The following is an 18,705-nucleotide window of genomic DNA, read 5'->3' on the forward strand; positions in this document are numbered from 1 at the left end:
TGATCGGACTATTGAACGTTCAGCTTCTGAGGGTTTGTCGCATCCACATAGGTGTGGAGAATCGAGACTTCAACGCGGCGGTTCTTCGCTTTGCCTTCCACTGTTGAGTTATCGGCGACCGGTTGATACTCGCCGTACCCGATGGCGCTGAACCGCCTCGGATCCAGGTTTTTGTTCTCGAGCATAATGTCCATGAACCGAATCGCGCGAGTGGAGCTGAGATCCCAGTTGGATTTGAATTCCGAACGGTCAACCGGAGTGTTGTCGGTATGGCCGGACACGATAATATCGTAATTCGGATATTGCTGCAGCATCTTGGCGATCGCTACGGCCAAATCCTTCGACTCCGGCTTAACGGTAGCTTGTCCCGGCGAGAACAGCGCGTTGTCGCTAATCGTAATCAGCAGCTGCGACATGTTAAGCTCGGTGTCCAGCTGAGTGGACAGGCCGTTTTGCTCGATATAGTCATCGATTTTTTTCTTCAAATCCTCAAGCTCGGCTTGTTCTTTCTTAATCAGCTCTTGCAGGGAGGCGTCTGACTCCGGGTTGTTCGTCTTATCCTCTTCGTCCTGCCGCTGGCTTTCTTTCGTATTGTCCTTATCATCCGAGTTGGAGTCGTTTTTCTTCGGATCCGTTCCATTCTCTACTGCGGATGGGAAATCGAGAATGCCTGCGCCGCTGTTGTTGAACGCGATGCTGAAGGCTTGGGACATCTGCTCGAATTTCTTCAAGTCGACGGAGTTCATGGCATAGAGCACGATGAAGAGCGCGAGCAGCAAGGTTAACAAGTCGGCATAAGGGATAAGCCAGGACTCGTCAACGTGTTCTTCATGGTCGTCGTGCTTACGCTTTTTGCTCATCGGCGCTTGCCTCCTTCTCGCTCATCTTTTTCCGTTCTGTAGGCGTCAGGAAGACAGACAGCTTCTGGCTGATCGCGATCGTGGATACGCCGGATTGAATGGAGAGCAATCCTTCCAGCATCATCAGACGGATTTGAATCTCTTGCTTGGAAATGCGTTTCAGCCTGTTAGCCATTGGGTGCCACAATACATAACCTGTGAATATACCGAGCAGGGTTGCAATGAACGCGCCTGCGATCGCATGCGCCAGCTTCTCCATCTCGCTCATATCAGACAGGGCGGCAACAAGTCCGACAACCGCGCCGAGTACCCCAAGCGTAGGGGCGTAGGTGCCCGCTTGCGTGAAGATGAGCGCGCCGGCTTTGTGACGGTCCTCCGTTGCAGCGATGTCTTCCAACAATACGTCGCGAACGAGATCCTGGTCGTTGCCGTCAATGATCATACGCATACCGTTGCGAAGGAAATCGTCTTCGATTTCGTCGACCTTCGCTTCCAGAGCGAGCAGGCCTTCGCGGCGGGTGATGGAAGCCCATTCCATAAACCGGGTAATCAGCTCTTCGCGCGATGGGAGCTTCTGCTCCGTAAATATAATTTTGAACAGCTTGCCCAGCTTTTTCAGCTCGCCCATCGGGAAGGCGATCAGGACAGCAGCGGCCGTACCGACCAAAATAATCATATAAGCAGCGGGATTCAGCAAGGAGGATAGATGGGCGCCTTTCAGCACCATTCCGCCAAGCACCGCGACAAGTCCTACAATAATACCGATAATAGTTGAGTTCTTCATCTTACACCCCGTCCAGTATGTTTTCGAATCTACTTCTATTTATATCGTCAAAAGGGTATTCTGAAATTATAGTAATCGACAGACGAACAATAATTTTAAGGAGCTGTGTAGAATAATGGGAGTACGGCATGCGCGCGAATACGCGGATATTTTGAAGGAATTGACGGATGCGGTAGGCGAAATCGAAGGGAGCTATTCGTTCTTCGAGATGGAGCCGGAGGAATGGGAGGGGCTCGGGACGGAGGAGCGGCACGAGGTGATGGAGGCGCTGGCGGACGATGTGTTCTACGGACTCGGGGAGCGCCCCGTTATTGAAGTCGGCGACAGCGTCATTACGCATAACAGCAAGCACCATGTAATTGAGGTTTCGCAGGGCGACAATGTGATCCGTATAATCCGGCTGATCTAGAAAGAGCGCAAAAAGGAAGGCAACAAGCGAATCTGCTGTTTAAGCAGCAGCCCTTGTTGCCTTTACCATTTGAATGCTTGCGCCCGGTCGTATACCATGCAGTGAACCTCTTTTAATCCGTGAGATGTCGGTCTCCTATACGTATCCTCGATGCGGAAGCCCGCTTTCTCATAGGTGCGGATGGCCCGAGTGTTCCAGGTGTAAACCTCAAGGTCCACTTCACAGCCCGGCGATCTTCTCAGCGCTTCTTCCGTAATGACGCTGACGAAGAGAGGGCCAAGCTTCCGGCCGCATAGATCAGGCCTTAGACCAAGTCCAAGCCGGACAACGCTCGCGCCAAGCGGGAAAAATTGAGCAAAGCCGATAAGCGAGCCGTCTGAATCGAGGACCGCCGAATATTGCCGGTCGCGCAGGACAGGGTCGCCGAATTCGAACCCGTCCTTCTGCATGTCCTCCCATGCAGGCCAATTATAGACATCGTATGGAGGCGTATAGCGCCAGAGGCAAAGCTCGCTTGCAAGCTCCTGGGTCAAAGGCTTGATGGTCATTGGCCGCTTTTTTGTTTTATAATAGGAGAAGTTATGTTGGTTCGTCATACCTGAATTATAGCAGAAGAACGTCGCGGGGCGTGCAGAATAAGGGGAATCGATTGTCATGAATAGGCTCTTATGGCTGGGATGCTATTCTTATCTTGTGATCGGGATCGCGCATGTCATAGGCGGTTCCGTGTTGGAACAGCTCATTGATCATTACGGTATGTCCTACCAAGCAGGCGGACAGTGGATTATGAATCAATTTCTCGGATTTCTCGTCGGTACGCTGTTCGCTCCCGCTTTGACGGCCAAGGTCGGGAAGCGCGGGGCGGTGCTTATCGCGATGGGGGTATTGACGGTAAGCGAGGCGGCTTACAGCCTGCTCCTGCCTTGGGGCCTTATGCTGACTGTCGCTCCGCTGGCTGGAATCGGCTTCGGCATGACGGAAGCGGTCGTCGGCGCCATGATCATCGAGCTGATGAAAGGCAAGGCTTCGGCGATGAGCCGATTGGAAACCTTCTTCGGCCTCGGGGCTCTCGTCATTCCCGCGGCGGCAGCGTTTCTAATTCAGCAGCATGTGTGGCAGCTGTCCTTTCCGATCCTGGCCGCGATGGCGGGCATCTCCTTTGTGTTATGGCTGACCTTGTCCTTCGGCAGTCTGGATGATAGCCTTGGCCCCCGCACAGCTGCCGCAGCAGCAGAAGACCGTGACGGAGGCTTAGTTAACTCGGCCGGCGCTAGAGATGCCGGCGCGCGCTCGTGGTTAGGGTATCCGGCCAAAGCGCTGCCTTTCTTGGCGCTAAGCGCGGTATTTTTCCTGCTGTATGTCGGAATGGAGATGAGCTTCTCGAATTATTTGCCTTCTATTCTCATTACGCGGACGGGGATGGGAGAAGCGAACGCGACTGCCGCCCTCAGCTTGTTCTGGGGGATGATGGTGATCGGCCGCTTGTTTGCGGGGCTATTGGCGGATCGGATGGGCCATGCCGTCTATTTGGTTACGACTGCCGGCGGAGCCGCATTGGCGTTTGTTCTGATGGCGATCCTCGACCAGGAGAGCGGTTTGCTTATTCTTACCGCGCTTAGCGGCCTATGCTTCTCGGGCATCTTCGGCATCGCGCTTGTGTACGCGAACGGATTGCTTCCCGGAATGACGGAGCGAACGACCAGCCTGCTTGTTGCGTTAGGGGGCGTCGGAGGAGCGATATTCCCGAGGCTGACCGGATGGTTCATGGACCGGTACACGGTTCAGTCCACTTTATGGTTCATTGCTGTACTCGTCGTCATGATGGTAGGCGTGCTGCTGCTGCTGGTTGCGGTAGGGAGAAAGCGAAAGTATGCGGTAACTTGAGCAAAAAGAAGAGGTTGTCCGCTCGCAGCTAACTGCGACCGGGCAACCTCTTCTTTTCTTACTATTTCGCCTCGACGGCTGTGGTGTATGTTGCGATGTCTTGGTCATCCATTACGCGGCGGGCTGTAACGAAACGCGATTTGTAGTAGGACGAATCGAGCTTGTCATACGTTACGCCATTGCTTGTGGAAGCGTGAGCGATCTTGCCGTCTCCCACATAAATGCCGACATGCGAAATGCCGCCGTTGTTCTTGCCGCTTGTGTCGAAGAATACCAGGTCGCCCGGCTGAAGGTCAGCCTTTGCGACTTTCGTACCGACCGTTGCTTGGTCTGCCGATCTGCGCGGCAGGTCGATGCCCATCTTGTCGAACACGTAGCTCGTAAATCCGGAGCAGTCAAAGCCTTTAGTCGTGGTGCCGCCGTACGAGTACTTTGTTCCGATTAAGTCACCGATAATGGCGTCCATCTTGGATGCGCTTGCGAAAACGCTTCCAGCCTGGAACGCGAGCAGCAGGACAAGGCCTGCCAAGATCAAGCCAACTTTCTTCTTCAACTGGTGAAACTCCTTCCGGTGCCGACGAGGTTAGCTGTGGGGTTCGGTTGAAGGTACCCTATGATTTCTCAGGCGACCGCTGCGCGATCGTCGAAATCAATTCACCCAAAAATGGTTCCCCCGTTTCCCGATCGGGAATTAGGCATTCTAATTTGAACATCTACGATACTACTATAAATGGTAATTGTAGATTCGTGTTGAAAGTGAGAAGATTCTAATAAAAAAGATCCTTTTCTCATTTTTATACTAGGCAAAAAGGACGGATTTTTGACGAAAGCGTATAGAATCCGCATTTCGTCCAAGCGTTTGTGCGGCGTCCCCGTGTATTTTCGTAAAAATTTGTGTATTATAAATAGATAATTATTTTCCGTGGGAAAGGTTGGGTCGCGATGGAGAATGCGCTTGAGAACAAGACATCATCCTCAAACTTTATCAAAAATATCGTCGTAGAAGATTTGAAGAGCGGCCGCGTGCAGGAAGTGATTACCCGTTTTCCTCCGGAGCCGAACGGATATCTTCATATTGGCCACGCGAAGTCGATCTGCTTGAACTTTGAGCTGGCGGATGAATTTAAGGGCAAAACGAATCTGCGGTTCGACGATACGAACCCGGTGAAGGAAGATACGGAGTACGTGGAATCGATTAAGGAGGATGTGAAGTGGCTGGGCTTCGAATGGGATGAGCTGCGCTTCGCGTCTGATTATTTCGAGGAAATGTACAACCGCGCCGTTCTTCTGATCAAAAAAGGGAAGGCTTATGTCTGCGACTTAACCGCCGAGCAGATGAGAGAGACGAGAGGAACGCTCACGGAGCCGGGCAAAGAAAGCCCGTACCGGAACCGGAGCGTAGAAGAGAACCTGGATTTGTTCGCGCGTATGCGCGCGGGCGAATTCAAAGACGGCGAGCGCGTGCTGCGCGCGAAGATCGATATGGCTTCGCCGAATATTACGATGCGCGACCCGGTTCTCTACCGGATCTCGCATTCGCATCATCACCGCACCGGCGACGCGTGGTGCATCTATCCGATGTACGATTACGCGCATCCGATCAGCGATGCGATTGAAGGCATTACCCACTCGATCTGCACGCTCGAGTTCGAGGACCATCGTCCGCTCTATGATTGGACCATCGCGGAATGCGAGATGAGCTCGACTCCTCGCCAATACGAGTTCGCGCGCCTGAATCTGACGAATACCGTGATGAGCAAGCGCTATTTGAAGCAGCTGGTGGATGAAGGAATCGTCGACGGCTGGGACGATCCTCGCATGCCGACGATCAGCGGCCTGCGCCGCAAAGGCTACACGCCGGAAGCGCTGCGCAGCTTCTGCCGCGAAATCGGCGTCGCGAAAGCCAACAGCGTGGTGGACGAGAGGAATCTGGAGCATTTCATCCGGGAGGACCTGAAGCTGAAAGCGCCGCGCACGATGGCGGTCCTTCGCCCGCTGAAGGTCGTCATTACGAACTATCCGGAAGGGCAAGTTGAAATGCTCGAGGCGGAGAACAACTCGGAGAACGAAGAGATGGGCACGCGCCAAATTCCGTTCTCCCGCGAGATTTATATCGAGCAGGACGACTTCATGGAGAACCCGCCAAGCAAGTATTTCCGCTTGTTCCCGGGCAACGAAGTGCGGCTTAAGCACGCGTACTTCATTACGTGCCAAGAAGCGATCAAGAATGAGAACGGCGAAGTCGTGGAGCTGCGCTGCACGTACGATCCGAAGACGAAAAGCGGCACCGGCTTTAACGAGCGCAAGGTGAAGGGCACGATTCATTGGGTGGAAGCGTCGCAAGCGATACCGGCGGACTTCCGGCTGTATGAGCCGCTTATTTTGGATGAATCGAAGGAGGAGGGGCTTTCCTTCCTGGACCGCATTAATCCGAATTCGCTGCAGATCGAGCGCGGCTTCGTTGAACCGAATATGAAGGATGCCGCGGGCGGCGACAAGTTCCAATTCTTCCGCCACGGCTACTTCAATGTCGATCCGAAGGATTCTACGCCGGAGAAGCTGGCGTTCAACCGTATCGTATCCTTGAAGAGCTCCTTCGACCCTTCGAAGGCGTAGGCGAGAAGGACGATACGGCAGCAGCCCGTCAAGCATCCCGCTTGGCGGGCTGCTCTCGCATCTCGGGAGCTAAGGGGGACGCCGGAGTGAGAAGGAAAGACGGACGCTGGCCGTTTCATAGCCTGATCCTTGCGGGAGGCCGAAGCAGCCGGATGGGCACGGATAAGGCGATGCTGCCTATTGACGGCGAGCCGCTGCTGGCGCGGCTCGCCGGACAGCTGCTAGCGCTCAGTGAGTCCGTGACGATAGCGGCGGGCTCCTCGGCGCGGGCGGCGGCGTACCGCGAAGCGCTGAACGGGCCGCTACCGCTGCTTAAGACTGGGGAAGTGCAGAAAGCAGACAGGCTAGACAGCAGCAAAAGCCCGGGCTCGAGCATAGCTGAAGGCAGGGAAAGACTAAGCTTTGTGGAGGATATCTATCCGGGCGACGGTCCTCTTGCGGGCCTGCATGCCGGCTTGTCCGCGCTGCCGGAAGGCTACGTTTTCGTAATTGCCTGCGACATGCCGGCGGTATCCGAGCCGCTGCTCGCGCGTCTTGCCGAGGAAGCGGGCAATAGCGCGGCGGATGTTGTGCATGTGAAGGGCCAGCCCTTTCATGCGCTCTATCACACTCGTATGGCGGCAAAGCTGAGAGAAGCGTTAGAAAGCAAAAGCTTTCGAGTGATGCAGCTGCTCCGCGGGCTGCATACCGCAGCTGTCGAGGGAGATGCGCAGGATTCGCTCGAAGGCCTCATGAATTTAAATACGCCGGAAGATTATCGGGATTATATCAAGAGAATGCGGAGAGATGGAAGATGAGCTTGCCAACCTATCAGATTCAAGACGCGGAGCTATCCGACCTGGAGAGCATCGTAGCGATATATAACTCTACCATTGCCAGCCGCATGGTTACCGCCGATTTGGAGCCGGCGACGGTGGAGAGCAAGCGGGCATGGTTCGACGCGCATTCGCCAGAGAAGCGGCCGATCTGGGTCGTGCGCATGGAGGACGGCGAGATTGGGGCTTGGCTGAGCTATCAATCGTTTTACGGTCGTCCGGCCTATCAAGCGACGGCGGAGATCAGCATATACATAGCGGAGAAGTACAGGGCGCGCGGGCTCGGCTCGCTGCTGATCGAGAAGGCCTTGGCGGAATGCCCGCGTCTCGGATTAACAACGCTATTGGGCTTTGTGTTCGGCCATAATGAGCCAAGCCTAAGGCTGCTGCGCAAGTACGGCTTCAAGGAATACGGCTTCCTGCCGCGCGTGGCGGTGCTGGACGGAGTGGAGCGCGACCTTGTGATCATGGGCCTCAGAGTTGGAGAAGAATCGCAGCAATAAGGGAAAGAGGTGAGGAACGTAGTGCTTTTTCGGAAGGCTTACAGCAAAAATATCGGATTTAACGTGACGATCATGCTGCTTGCTCTACTGTACGCGAGCATTATGTTGAATCTCTTATTTTTGCGCGACCGTTACTTGATGGACGGCTACGCCTACAATCTCGTTCCGTTCGACACGATTGAGCGTTACGTGGTGTACCGCGACCATTTCAACTTTGATACCTGGTTCAAAAATTTATTCGGCAACTTGGTCCTATTTATCCCGATCGGGATGTTCCTTCCGCTGCTCAATACGAGATACAAGCGCAGCCATATGCTTGTGGCCGCGTGTATTTGCTTGATCGGCGCCGTTGAGCTTATGCAAATGCTGCTGAAGGTAGGCAGCTTCGATATTGACGATATTATATTGAATACGGCCGGAGCATGGATTGGATTGCTGCTGACCAGGCCCTTCATGAGGAGAGGAAGTCGAAAATGAGCAAGTTCTGGAGTCCGCTTGCCGGAGCTCTCGAGCCTTACGTGCCGGGAGAGCAGCCCAAGGATAAGACTTATATTAAGCTGAATACGAACGAAAATCCGTATCCGCCGTCGCCGAAGGCGCTGAAGGCGATAGCCGACGCGGCCGACGCCGATTTGCGCCTGTATCCCGATCCGACCTGCGATTTACTTGTGCGGGAGACGGCGCGCTATTACGGCTTGTCCCCGAAGCAGGTTTTTGTGGGAAATGGGTCGGACGAGGTGCTGGCGTTTGCTTTTGCGGCGTTTTTTGATCCGGCAAAGCCTGTTCTGTTCCCCGATATTACCTATAGCTTCTACAAGGTGTACGCCAAATTTTACGGATTGACGCCGAAGCTGATTCCGCTGGATGACGATTTCAACATTCCGCTCGGGTCCTTCACGGATGGCGGGGAGCACGGCGGCATCATTATGCCGAATCCGAACGCGCCGACGGCCAAGCTGATGCCGCTTCGCGATATCGTGACGCTGCTGGAAAGCAATCCGGACCGCGTTGTAATCATTGACGAAGCGTATATCGATTTCGGCGGGGAATCCGCAGTGAAGCTGGTTCCGCAATATCCGAACCTGCTCGTCGTTCAGACGCTGTCCAAGTCGAGATCGCTGGCAGGTCTGCGCGTCGGCTTCGCGTTCGGCTCCGAGGAGCTGATCGAAGGACTCGACCGGATCAAAAATTCCTTCAACTCCTACACGCTGGACAGGCTGGCTCTTCATGGAGCCGTCGCGGCGCTGCAGGACGAAGCCTACTTCCGCGAGACGACGGACAAGGTAATCCGCACGAGGGAGCGCGTCTCGCGTCAAGTTGTCGAGCTGGGCTTTAAGGCGACCGATTCCAGGGCAAACTTCCTGTTCATTTCGCATCCTGACATCGCGGCGAAGGAGCTGTTCCTCCGGCTGCGGGAGAAAGGCGTGCTCGTTCGCTATTTCGCGTCGCCGCGCATCGACAATTATTTGCGCGTAAGCATCGGCACCGACGAGGAGATGAACGCGTTCCTGACCGCACTCGAGGCGTGCGTGAAGGAGCTGCGGTAACCGCCTGCCGCAAAAAAAGATGCCGCGCTGCCCGATGATGGGCGGCGCGGCATCTTTTTTCAGTTTAGCTTGATTGCGGCGGTATCGGCCGTTGCAATGGCTGATGAACAGCGTTCGCGTTCGTTACCGCCCTATAATGGCCCATGATCCATCGTATTCTGAAGCCGAAATTAGAAAGGCCCCGCGCAAGTCCGTTATTCGGACCAACGCGGCGCCCTGTCAGCCGTTACAGCCGATTAAACCAATCGACCTTAATTTCCAGAACTTCATAGCGCCAAAAGGGCGCTTATTTTCTCCCAACATACCGATAAAACGAAAAATAAGGACAAAAGTGCACGTAAATCGTTGCTGTCAGCTCCAAACCATCAAGAAGCGTCGGAATAAGTGTATAAATGGCGCTATTTCTAGGCCTGAAAGCGAAACGGTAAAAATAATGCAGATTTGTCCTTATTCCGCCAATGGCAAGGCAGCTGCTCTGTTGCTACTCTAACGAACAGCTGCCAGTTATTACGCAAACCTTCACTCGTACACCACGCCCGCATAATATTCCACAACGTCGCGGATGATCATAAAGAACTCGCCGTTTGTAATGGCGGCTTTATCCGTAATGGCGTCAACCGTCTCTTGGGCGAGCCAGCCGCGTTTCAGAAATTCGTCGACGGTAAGCGCCGGCGCCTCCTCGTTGCTGATGCCGTTGGCGATCGTCTTCACGGCTTGTTCAAGCGATAGCGGCTGTTCTGCCGGCGCATCGACGCCGGCGATCGCAGCGGACGGATCGCCATGGAAGAAGTCGGGATGCTGCTTCGCCACGCGGTTCATGCTATAGACGACGCGCTGCATGTTCGATTTGCCGTCGAGGTCGAACGACAGGTTATCGTAATTGCCGCTTGTGATCAGCATGCTTGCTGCGGCGACCAAGCCTTTGTACGCTTTGTGGTTCATATAATACGGCGTTTCGAACGGGTTCATCGTCAGATCCATGCCTTGATCGGTAAGCCGGGCGCGCAGCTCGGCGATGAGCTCCTTAGACTGCGACAGCTCCCGGAACGTCAACCCGTTCTCGGCTGCCAGCTTAGCGGCCGCGCCTGCGGCTTCGGCAGTCGCCATGCCGAGCGGGATGACCCTCGCGCTGCCATGCGGCAGCGAGTCGAAGCTGGCCGCGCGTCCGACGACTAGCAAGCCGTCGACCTTCTGCGGAACCAGCGCGCGGAACGGCACGCCGTACTGCTCCGGCGAATACAGCACAAAGCCGGTGTCGGTATGGCTGGCCGCCTGGATGTCGACATCGTACGAGCCGTAAGCGATGGCGTCCCAGTGATCGCGGTTCGCGATGAGGTCGGCCATCGTCAGCCGGTATTCGCCTTGAATATGCCGGGACTCCCGCACATACAACTCGTCGAACGTATAGGCAAGCTCCAAATCCTTGAATTCATCGTACGTTTGCTTCAAATAATCGACGATCCGCGGCGCTTCGGCCCGCCCGATCTCCAGCGCTTCTTCCAGGCTTTCCGGATTAAGCGGATCGATTTGGAAAATATGCATCGCGTTAATGAGAATCGTATCGTCATTTTGCCGGCCGACATTGAGTCCCCGGATCTTCACGCGCTCCGGGTTGCTCGACACGTAGTCTTTGGCTTCTTTGAAGCCCCAAGCGCTCATCGCGTCGATGTCGGTTTCGGGGATATCATCGAAGGAATCCCAGATTTCCTGCGTGACGCCCTTCATGGCGAAGACGAGCGTAACGGCCATTTGCGCTTCCGGGTCGCCGATGTCCGCTCTCCCAAGCGTGAACGGAGCGCCTGCCGCAGCGGCAATATCGCCGTCCTGCGTCGCGTCGATAACCGAAGGAGCCGCTACATCCAAGCTTGTCCCGTCTTCCTTCACGATGCGCATGCCTTTTACCGTCACATTGCCGTCAGCGGCAGTCTCCACGATCGGCTCCATCGACTGCGTCTTCATCAGCAGATCGATGTTATCCTCCGCTTTCACCATGCTGTAGAACACGTTCGCGGCCGTATTCACGTCGAAGGAAGTGCCTTCGATCTGGTCATACCACTCCTGGAAAATACCTTTGTTCAAGAAATTATGCTTGCCGGGAATGACGGACTCCTTCGGCGAGTAATTCAAGTCGAGCGTATTGAGTCCTCCGACGGTCATTAGGCCGCCGAGAATATCCCGATTTTTGCCGTCGACGAGCAGGACGCTAAGTCCGTTGCGCGCGGCGGATATCGCTGCCGCGATGCCTTCGGGATCCGTGCCCGCAACGATAACGTCGTAGCTTTCGCGAAGCTCCTGAGCCGATTCCACAGCGGCCAGCTCTTGGCGTTGATTGTGATTCACGGTGTCGTTCCCCCGCAGCCATACGTAACCGGCTGCCGACGCGGCAACGCCGATCAGTACGACGGCCACGCTGGCGACAACGACTTTTTTCTTTGCGGAAGTACGGGGTTTATGGTCATGACGCTGAAGTCCCTGCCGCGGCACGTTGCCGAACAGCATCCATCCCAATGGCACATAGCGGGAGACCAGCGCGACAACGATCCATGAGCCGGCAAGCATCACAGCCCAAAGCCCGAAATACCGAAGATGCGTAAGCAAAGCAGAGCCGAAGGTCGGCATATACCGCTCGTACAGCAGCAGGAATAGCACATGAATCAAATAAATGCCGAACGACAGCTGGCCGATCCGATATAAAATTTTCGAAATAAATCCTGGCAGATGGCGGTAAATAAAAAACGACAGGCCCAGTATCGCAAACGCGGATAAGTAGGAATGGAAATTCCACAAAAATTCATACAGCAGTCCGTGATAAGAGGCATTGAACTTATACTGCCGGTAATAGACCATCACATGCGCCATGGCGAGCGCAAGCCATGCGCCTAATAAGAGCACCCAGAAGATGACGCGGGAGACCGACGCATGTTCCTTCGTCATGGCGAGCCACGTCTTCAGCTTAGGGAAGTAGATGCCCAGAAACGCGCCTGTGAAAAAGAACGAGAAATACGCAGGCGCCCAGCTTGCCTTGTCCGCAAGCTGCCAGTCGTAAAAGTTGAACAGCACGAACACCCATTGGGCGATAAAGCCGAACGGAATGAAACCGTAAGCCAGTCGAGGCCAGCGCTTCGCCGCCCACAGTACGGCCGGGAAGAGCAAATAAAACTGGATGCTGATAAAAATAAAGTAAAGATGAAAAGAGACTTTACCCCGTATGAGGTTGTTCAAAAACTCCCCCATCGCATCGAGCGTAAATGGAAGATGGTACGTAAGATTCGTGTAAACGAAATAAATAACGGAAAATAAAAGATAAGGCAAAATAATATAAAGCAAACGCCGCTTGTAGAAGCCGGCAACGAGCTTCCCGTCGAGCGGCCTGTTGTAATAGCTGTAAAATAGCACAAAGCTGCTAAGCAATATGAAGGTTGGCGTTCCAAACCGCATGAACGTATTGGCGAGATGGTAAAAGAAGTAGTACGCCGAATCTTTCATATTCAAAAGCGCGTTGGAGCTTGCATGAACGGACAGCACCCCTAAAATCGCGATGGCGCGGACAAGCTGAAGCTCGGGTATATGTTCTTTCTTCGTATTCGGTTGTGACATAATCCTCCCTTTCCTCTTGCGCGGGTATTTCGGTATAAATCTTTTAAATGGTATCACCCTAGCATTCCGAAATGCAAGAATACGAGGGTGATATAAATATGACGGTATTGGAAGATTAGAAGTTGCGCTGCCAAACTTTAACGATTTGTAAAAAAAGCGGCGGCAGCCATTTCTGGCCGCCGCCGCTTTGTAGTCGTTATCTTTCTTGATCGAAGGAGGCCATCAGCTCCGCCGCTCGCGCGGTGTCGTTCTTCCGCACGTGAACACGTTTCACGTCATTGCCTTCGAGCGTAACTTTGGACTTCAATCCATGGCTTTTGAACCAAGCGTCCAGACGATCGATATCATCCGCTCTTGCGCCGCTTTCGGTTCGAACGGCCACCCAGCGATTTCCAAACAAACCCATCGCATTCACCTCCTCGAGGCTCTTTGAAGACTCATGTTTGGAGACTCATTTCATGTATATTCGCGAAGGGGATGGAAACATGACGGCGCTCCGGAATAATGAGAAAAAGCTCATGGTCCAAATTTTCGAATAAGCGCGGCCTTCCTTTCCCACAATAAGATGTGCGCGGGTGGAAGCACTCTTGACAACAACAACTGTAACTGATATTATTACAGTATTAAGCAGGGAGGCCCGCCGACAGTGAATAGTGAATTTACAATCGCCGTACACAGTCTCGTCTATTTAGCATATTTGCCGGACAATATGGCAAGCAGCGACATGATCGCCGAGAATGTGGGCACGCATTCCGCGCGCATCCGCAAAGTGATGAGCGGCCTGCGCAAAGGCGGCTTTGTCGATACCCGCGAAGGATCCGGCGGCGGATACCGCCTGACAATCGATCCGGATTCCGTTACGCTGGCCGACATTTACCGCGTAATGGCGCAGGGCTCGCTTATCCCCAGCTGGTGTTCCGGCAATCCGGAGATGAATTGCGTCGTAGGCTCCAACATGAAGCAAGTGATGCATGGCATCTTCTGCCGGGCGGAGCAGCAGCTAGAGGAGCATTTCAGCGGCATTACGATCGGAGACGTGCTAAAGCAGATTCGCGCTTGCTAGAAGTTGGGCTAGGGTGAGACGGGACTTCCCTTAATCATACATTTGGATAGAGAGGATGATTGAAAATGGCAGTAGTTATGACCAAAGAGAATTTCAATCAACAAGTAGAAAGCGGCGTTACCTTGGTTGACTTCTGGGCGCCATGGTGCGGACCTTGCAAAATGCAGCTTCCAATCGTAGAGGAGCTTTCCACGGAGCTGGAGGGCACGGCGACGATCGGCAAAATCAACGTTGACGAGGAGCCGGAGCTCGCATCCCAATTCGGCGTTATGAGCATTCCGACTCTGATTCTGTTCAAGGACGGCCAGCCTGTCGACAAGATGGTCGGCCTGCAAAGCAAGGACGCTCTGAAAGCGAAAATTTCGAACCAACTGTAATCCAGCATGCTCAAAATGAACGTCACGCGAGGCAGCCATGCCAGCGTGGCGTTTTTTTTGTTTTTTCTATTAAAGACTGCAACCGGTTAAGGGCCAGCCTCGTCTAAATGTTGAAGATATTTACAATTTAGAGGAGGTACATTCGTGAACGAGCAGATGAAGAAGAAGATGGCGCTGCTGCTTGCGTCTGCCATGCTGGTCAGCGCATATACCGTTCCTGCTGTTTATGCGGACTCCGCCGCGGAGACGGGGCAGAAGGACGGAGCGGCAAATGCCGCCGAGCAGAAGGAAGCCGAAGCCGACGGCGAGATAACGAGAGCCCGCGCGGAGCAGCTGCTGCGGCAATACATCAGCATACCGAAGGAATACAAGCTGCAGAGCTCAAGCTTCTCCCGCCAGGAGCTGTTCAAAGGCGAGCAAAAGGTTTGGCGCATGGATTTCGTCAAGACGGTAAACGGCAAGCACTCCGGCACGATTTATGCGTCGCTGGACGCGAATACCGGACAGCTGCTCAGCTTTGATTCCTATGTGAATAATCCGGCAGCCGCGCCGACCTATCCGCTGAAGGTGAACCGCGAGGCCGCGAAGGGGCTGGCCCAGGACTTCATTGAAGAGGTCGCGAAGGATTACGTCTCTCAAATCAAGCTGAATGAGTCGGTCGGCGTCAACGCCCTCCCGCCGCTCTCCGGCGAGGTGCGGCATGAGATCCGCTTCGACCGCATCGTCGGCGATGTTCCTTACCTGGGCAACTACATCCAGCTCTCCATCGACAGCGAAGGCCACGTGCTTGGCTTCCAGCTGAATTGGGATAACACGATCGAATTTCCAAAAGCAGATAAAACGATACCCGCAGCACAAGCGGAAGAAATCATCCGGAAGATCGGCGTGCCGGAGCTGTCATATATCGTGCCTGGCAGTCCAAACGGCAAGCCGGAGCCGGCCCTTGCGTACAACTTCTCGCCGATTGTCATCGACGCGGCGACGGGCGAGGAGCTGCCGCTGAACGGTTATGACAGCTGGAGCGATGGGGCCGTAGAAGAGCAGCCGCTTACGGAGAAGCCTCTGTCTCTGCCGCCTAAAGGAGGCAAGCTGACGGAAGAAGAAGCCGTTGAAGCGGTGAAGAAGGCGTTCGGCGTGCCGGAGGGCGCGGAGCTGCAGGGCACCAACTATAATGAATACGAGCTGGATTCCGGCGAGATCAGCACGAGATGGGACCTGAGCTGGAGACTTATGAAGGAAGGGAAAGAAGTCGGGTACCTCCAGGCTAATGTAAACGGCAGCACGGGCGCCATCCTCAGCTATTACGGCTGGAGCAATCGGGAGAATGACCAGTCGGGAACGTCCGTTACGCTTGACGCCGCGATCCAAAAAGCGGTTGAAACGGTGAAGCAGCAGCTGCCGTGGATAACGGATGAGCTTTACCTCGTGAAGCCGGACGCTAAACATTACGAAGGCAAGAAGCCGGAGGAGATCGGCTCGTATTCGATCACGTTCCGCCACAAAATTCATGGCGCGGACGTAAGCTACGACCGCATCTCCGTATCCATCAATGCCCGCAATGGCAAAGTGGAGTATTACGACGCGTCGATCGCGGAGCACGACTACCCGGCTAAAGCGCCGGCAACCATCAAAACGTCGGAAGCGCTCGACCGTTACATGGATTATTACGATATCGCGTTAACCTACCGTGTATTCTCCGAATATTGGATGGGCGGCGTTCCGCTTCCGATCGAGAAGTATAATCTTATGCGGGCTTCCGGCGAAATCAATGAAGACCAAGTCGAGGAACGCGCTAAGGTGGAGCTGGTTTACCTTCTGCAGCAAAAGCCGCGGCACGAATCAGTCTTCCTTGACGCGGTGAGCGGCCAGTGGCGCAGCCATGAGACAGGCGCCGTAACGACGCTCGAGGTGCCGAAAGCGACGGACGCGGCGGGACACTGGGCGGAGGAATCGCTTGGACTGATGGTCGCGTATAAGGCGCTGGATTTGGAGGACGGCAAGGTTCGCCCGAACGAGCGGATTACAAGAGGCGAGCTTATCAAAATGCTGGTGCTGGCGCGCAGCGGCGGCGGGTATTACAGCAGGGACGACAGCGGATTATTGGCTGGCGCTGCCAAAGAAAGCGCGTCCTTCAACGACGTAGCCGCGGATTCCGCCTATTTCGTTTACGTAGAAAGCGCTCTGGAGCAGAATTTGATCGATCTTGGCGACGGTTCGTTTAATCCTGATGCGACCGTAACGCGCGATGAAATGGCGGAGCTGATCGTTCGAGCGCTTGGCTACAATACGCTGGCGAATTACGACCATATCTTTAAAGCGAGCTTCAAGGATGAGGCGGAAATCGACAATAAAGGCCAAGCGGCCATCGTTGTCGGGCTGAAAATTATGAGCTTGTCGGACGGCAAATTCCTGCCGGACAAATCGGTAACGAGAGCGGAAGCGTCAATCGCCTTCTACCGTTATCTGCAGAAGCGGGCGGAGCTGCAAGAAGCGCCGCTGCGTATGTAAGTAAGACAGGAGAATCGAACAAACAGGGACTTTCCGGTAGGCGGAAAGTCCCTGTTTGCGTGAGGGATACTTTTCTCTTGTGCCCTGTAAGCCCCGGTATCGTTTTATAAAAAAATATAAAATTTACCCCTCATTTTAGAGAATTGTACCCCTCATGCCCATAGGAATATCCCCCCTGAATTTAGAGGAATATCCCCCCAAAAACGCCCTTTTAGCCGTTGACCGCTCTCCTGTAGTGGCCTAGAATTTTTATTGTGGGACACACAAAAACGGGCGTTCGAAACCCCGGTACTGGTCCTAATAACATTTAGGGGGATTTACAAGTGAAGAAATCAGCTTTGACTTTGCTAAGCCTTCTGCTCGTCATGACGATGTTCCTTGCTGCTTGCGGCAACAATGGCGGCAGCAACAACAACTCAGGCTCTACGAATACGCCTTCGAGCGCGCCTGAAGAGTCGACAGAGCCGTCGAAAGCTCCGGAACCTGTCGAGCTTCGCGTCTTCTCGACATTCGGCGGTACGGACGCCGCTCGCGAGGCGTTCCAAAAAGCGATCGACGAGTTCACCGCTGCTAACCCGCATGTAAAAGTGAAAAACGATACGATGTCCGCAAACGATGACGGCTTCCGCACGAAAGTAAACACAGACATGACTAGCGGCAACGAGCCGGACCTGCTGTTCTACTTTATCGGAACGGACGCAACGGAAATTATTAACTCCGGCAAAGTTGTGGCCATGGATGAGATCCTGGACGCTGACGCAGAGTGGAAGAACGGCTTCGCTCCAGCGGCTCTTGAATCGGTCAGAACGGCTGACGGCAAAATTTATGCGATTCCTTTGACTGGTTACTATGAAGGTCTGTTCGTCAACAAGAAGCTGTTCGAAGAGAACGGCGTTGAGCTTCCGACTGACTGGGAGAAGTTCAAAGCTGCAGTATCCGCGTTTAAAGCAAAAGGCATCATTCCTTTGTCCGGTCCATTCGACCAATCGCACTATCTGATCGAGCACTTCGTGCTGGCTGCCGCCGGAGCTGAAGGCCAAGCGAAAGGACTGAAAGACGGCATCGATCCAAACTGGGAGAAAGGTCTTGCCGCGATGAAAGAAGTGTATGACCTCGGCGCGTTCCCAGAAGACGCTGCCACAATCGACCTTGGCATGGCAGGCAACTACTACTCCGAAGGTCTCGCTGCGATGATCCTGGAAGGCTCATGGGCAATCGGCGGCTGGTCTGAAGAGACAAAAGCGAACACAACCGTTCTTCCTTTCCCTGCCATTCCTGGCGGCGTAGGCACAGGCAAAGACGTCGTAGGCGGCTTCGGTTCCGGCTTCTACATGTCGAAAGCGGCTTATGACGATGCAGCGAAAAAAGACGCAACAATCGCATTGCTGAAGCATCTGACGAATCCTGCTTCCATCAAATCGATCGCTACGGCTAACGGCGGTACGCCTGCGGCTGCCGGCGTTCAACCGGAAGGTCTGCCGCAAGCGGCGCTTGACGGATTCAAGATGGTATCGGAAGCGACTTCCATCAACTCGCCGATCGATTCCAAGGTTACGCCTGAGACGTTCTCGACAATCCGCGCCAATATCCAGCCGGTCGTAACAGGCAAGAAAACGCCTAAAGAGGCGCTCGAAGAAGCGATGGCAATTGAGACAGCAGCAAAATAATCGCTTCTTAGCGTAAGTTGAATAGCCGCCGCCCCTCTGATTCAAGGGCGGCGGCGTCATTTCAGAGCCTTGCGC

At 54.2% G+C, this 18,705-nt stretch carries 17 protein-coding genes and 1 riboswitch; of the genes, 11 read left to right on the forward strand and 6 right to left on the reverse strand.

The window, feature by feature from the left end:
* Positions 1-8: 8 nt before the first annotated feature.
* Together motB and motA are read right to left on the reverse strand one after the other, a co-directional pair.
* Positions 9-860 carry a flagellar motor protein MotB gene (gene motB / locus D3P08_RS17925; RefSeq protein WP_119601090.1) on the reverse strand — a complete coding sequence of 284 codons (852 nt, stop codon included), beginning with the start codon at positions 858-860 and terminating at the stop codon, positions 9-11.
* Positions 844-1,644, reverse strand: coding sequence for a flagellar motor stator protein MotA (motA, locus tag D3P08_RS17930; protein WP_119601091.1), 801 nt, complete (start codon positions 1,642-1,644; stop codon positions 844-846). Before motA ends, motB begins: the two co-directional genes overlap by 17 nt.
* Before the next feature lie 115 nt (positions 1,645-1,759).
* Between motA and D3P08_RS17935 the strand changes: the two genes are divergently transcribed.
* The gene (locus D3P08_RS17935) at positions 1,760-2,053 is read left to right on the forward strand and encodes a hypothetical protein (protein WP_119601092.1); all 294 of its coding nucleotides are present in this window, start codon (positions 1,760-1,762) and stop codon (positions 2,051-2,053) included.
* Between the two features lie 62 nt (positions 2,054-2,115).
* Here the strand turns inward: D3P08_RS17935 and D3P08_RS17940 are convergent, their stop codons facing one another.
* On the reverse strand, positions 2,116-2,601 hold the full coding sequence (locus tag D3P08_RS17940; protein WP_240647634.1) for a GNAT family N-acetyltransferase: 486 nt from the start codon (positions 2,599-2,601) through the stop codon (positions 2,116-2,118).
* 106 nt (positions 2,602-2,707) lie between these two features.
* Between D3P08_RS17940 and D3P08_RS17945 the strand changes: the two genes are divergently transcribed.
* The gene (locus tag D3P08_RS17945; RefSeq protein ID WP_119601093.1) at positions 2,708-3,937 is read left to right on the forward strand and encodes an MFS transporter; all 1,230 of its coding nucleotides are present in this window, start codon (positions 2,708-2,710) and stop codon (positions 3,935-3,937) included.
* Positions 3,938-3,998: 61 nt separating this feature from the next.
* Here the strand turns inward: D3P08_RS17945 and D3P08_RS17950 are convergent, their stop codons facing one another.
* Positions 3,999-4,490 carry a C40 family peptidase gene (locus D3P08_RS17950; RefSeq protein WP_240647635.1) on the reverse strand — a complete coding sequence of 164 codons (492 nt, stop codon included), beginning with the start codon at positions 4,488-4,490 and terminating at the stop codon, positions 3,999-4,001.
* A gap of 4 nt (positions 4,491-4,494) precedes the next feature.
* Positions 4,495-4,645: riboswitch (cyclic di-AMP (ydaO/yuaA leader) on the reverse strand.
* Positions 4,646-4,879: 234 nt separating this feature from the next.
* Here D3P08_RS17950 and D3P08_RS17955 point away from each other — a divergent pair.
* The 5 genes from D3P08_RS17955 (at position 4,880) to hisC (ending at position 9,418) form a co-directional block, all read left to right on the forward strand.
* The gene (locus tag D3P08_RS17955) at positions 4,880-6,553 is read left to right on the forward strand and encodes a glutamine--tRNA ligase/YqeY domain fusion protein (protein WP_119601094.1); all 1,674 of its coding nucleotides are present in this window, start codon (positions 4,880-4,882) and stop codon (positions 6,551-6,553) included.
* An 86-nt stretch (positions 6,554-6,639) separates the two neighbouring features.
* Positions 6,640-7,350 carry a molybdenum cofactor guanylyltransferase gene (locus D3P08_RS17960; RefSeq protein WP_119601095.1) on the forward strand — a complete coding sequence of 237 codons (711 nt, stop codon included), beginning with the start codon at positions 6,640-6,642 and terminating at the stop codon, positions 7,348-7,350.
* On the forward strand, positions 7,347-7,871 hold the full coding sequence (locus D3P08_RS17965) for a GNAT family N-acetyltransferase (RefSeq protein ID WP_420819044.1): 525 nt from the start codon (positions 7,347-7,349) through the stop codon (positions 7,869-7,871). Before D3P08_RS17960 ends, D3P08_RS17965 begins: the two co-directional genes overlap by 4 nt.
* A 21-nt stretch (positions 7,872-7,892) precedes the next feature.
* On the forward strand, positions 7,893-8,348 hold the full coding sequence (locus tag D3P08_RS17970) for a VanZ family protein (RefSeq protein WP_240647636.1): 456 nt from the start codon (positions 7,893-7,895) through the stop codon (positions 8,346-8,348).
* Positions 8,345-9,418 (forward strand): histidinol-phosphate transaminase, encoded by a 1,074-nt coding sequence (gene hisC, locus D3P08_RS17975; protein WP_119601096.1) that lies wholly within the window; start codon positions 8,345-8,347, stop codon positions 9,416-9,418. The genes D3P08_RS17970 and hisC overlap by 4 nt, the downstream gene beginning before the upstream one ends.
* A 519-nt stretch (positions 9,419-9,937) precedes the next feature.
* Here the strand turns inward: hisC and D3P08_RS27730 are convergent.
* Both D3P08_RS27730 and D3P08_RS17985 read right to left on the reverse strand, forming a co-directional pair.
* Positions 9,938-13,015: an FAD-dependent oxidoreductase gene (locus D3P08_RS27730; RefSeq protein WP_240647637.1), complete on the reverse strand. Its 3,078-nt coding sequence runs from the start codon at positions 13,013-13,015 to the stop codon at positions 9,938-9,940.
* 196 nt (positions 13,016-13,211) lie between these two features.
* A complete protein-coding gene (locus D3P08_RS17985; protein ID WP_119601097.1) occupies positions 13,212-13,421 on the reverse strand; it encodes a hypothetical protein in 210 nt (69 codons plus the stop codon).
* Between the two features lie 240 nt (positions 13,422-13,661).
* Between D3P08_RS17985 and D3P08_RS17990 the strand changes: the two genes are divergently transcribed.
* The 4 genes from D3P08_RS17990 to D3P08_RS18005 all read left to right on the forward strand — a co-directional run bounded on the left by D3P08_RS17990 (position 13,662) and on the right by D3P08_RS18005 (position 18,630).
* Positions 13,662-14,078: an RrF2 family transcriptional regulator gene (locus D3P08_RS17990; protein WP_119601098.1), complete on the forward strand. Its 417-nt coding sequence runs from the start codon at positions 13,662-13,664 to the stop codon at positions 14,076-14,078.
* Between the two features lie 65 nt (positions 14,079-14,143).
* A complete protein-coding gene (gene trxA, locus D3P08_RS17995) occupies positions 14,144-14,455 on the forward strand; it encodes a thioredoxin (RefSeq protein ID WP_119601099.1) in 312 nt (103 codons plus the stop codon).
* 144 nt (positions 14,456-14,599) lie between these two features.
* Positions 14,600-16,963, forward strand: a complete 2,364-nt coding sequence (locus D3P08_RS18000; protein ID WP_119601100.1) for an S-layer homology domain-containing protein — start codon at positions 14,600-14,602, stop codon at positions 16,961-16,963.
* 323 nt (positions 16,964-17,286) lie between these two features.
* On the forward strand, positions 17,287-18,630 hold the full coding sequence (locus D3P08_RS18005; protein ID WP_119601101.1) for an ABC transporter substrate-binding protein: 1,344 nt from the start codon (positions 17,287-17,289) through the stop codon (positions 18,628-18,630).
* The last annotated feature ends 75 nt before the right edge of the window (positions 18,631-18,705 follow it).

Origin of the sequence: Paenibacillus nanensis (assembly GCF_003583765.1) — a bacterium.
GTDB classification, from domain to species: domain Bacteria; phylum Bacillota; class Bacilli; order Paenibacillales; family Paenibacillaceae; genus Pristimantibacillus; species Pristimantibacillus nanensis.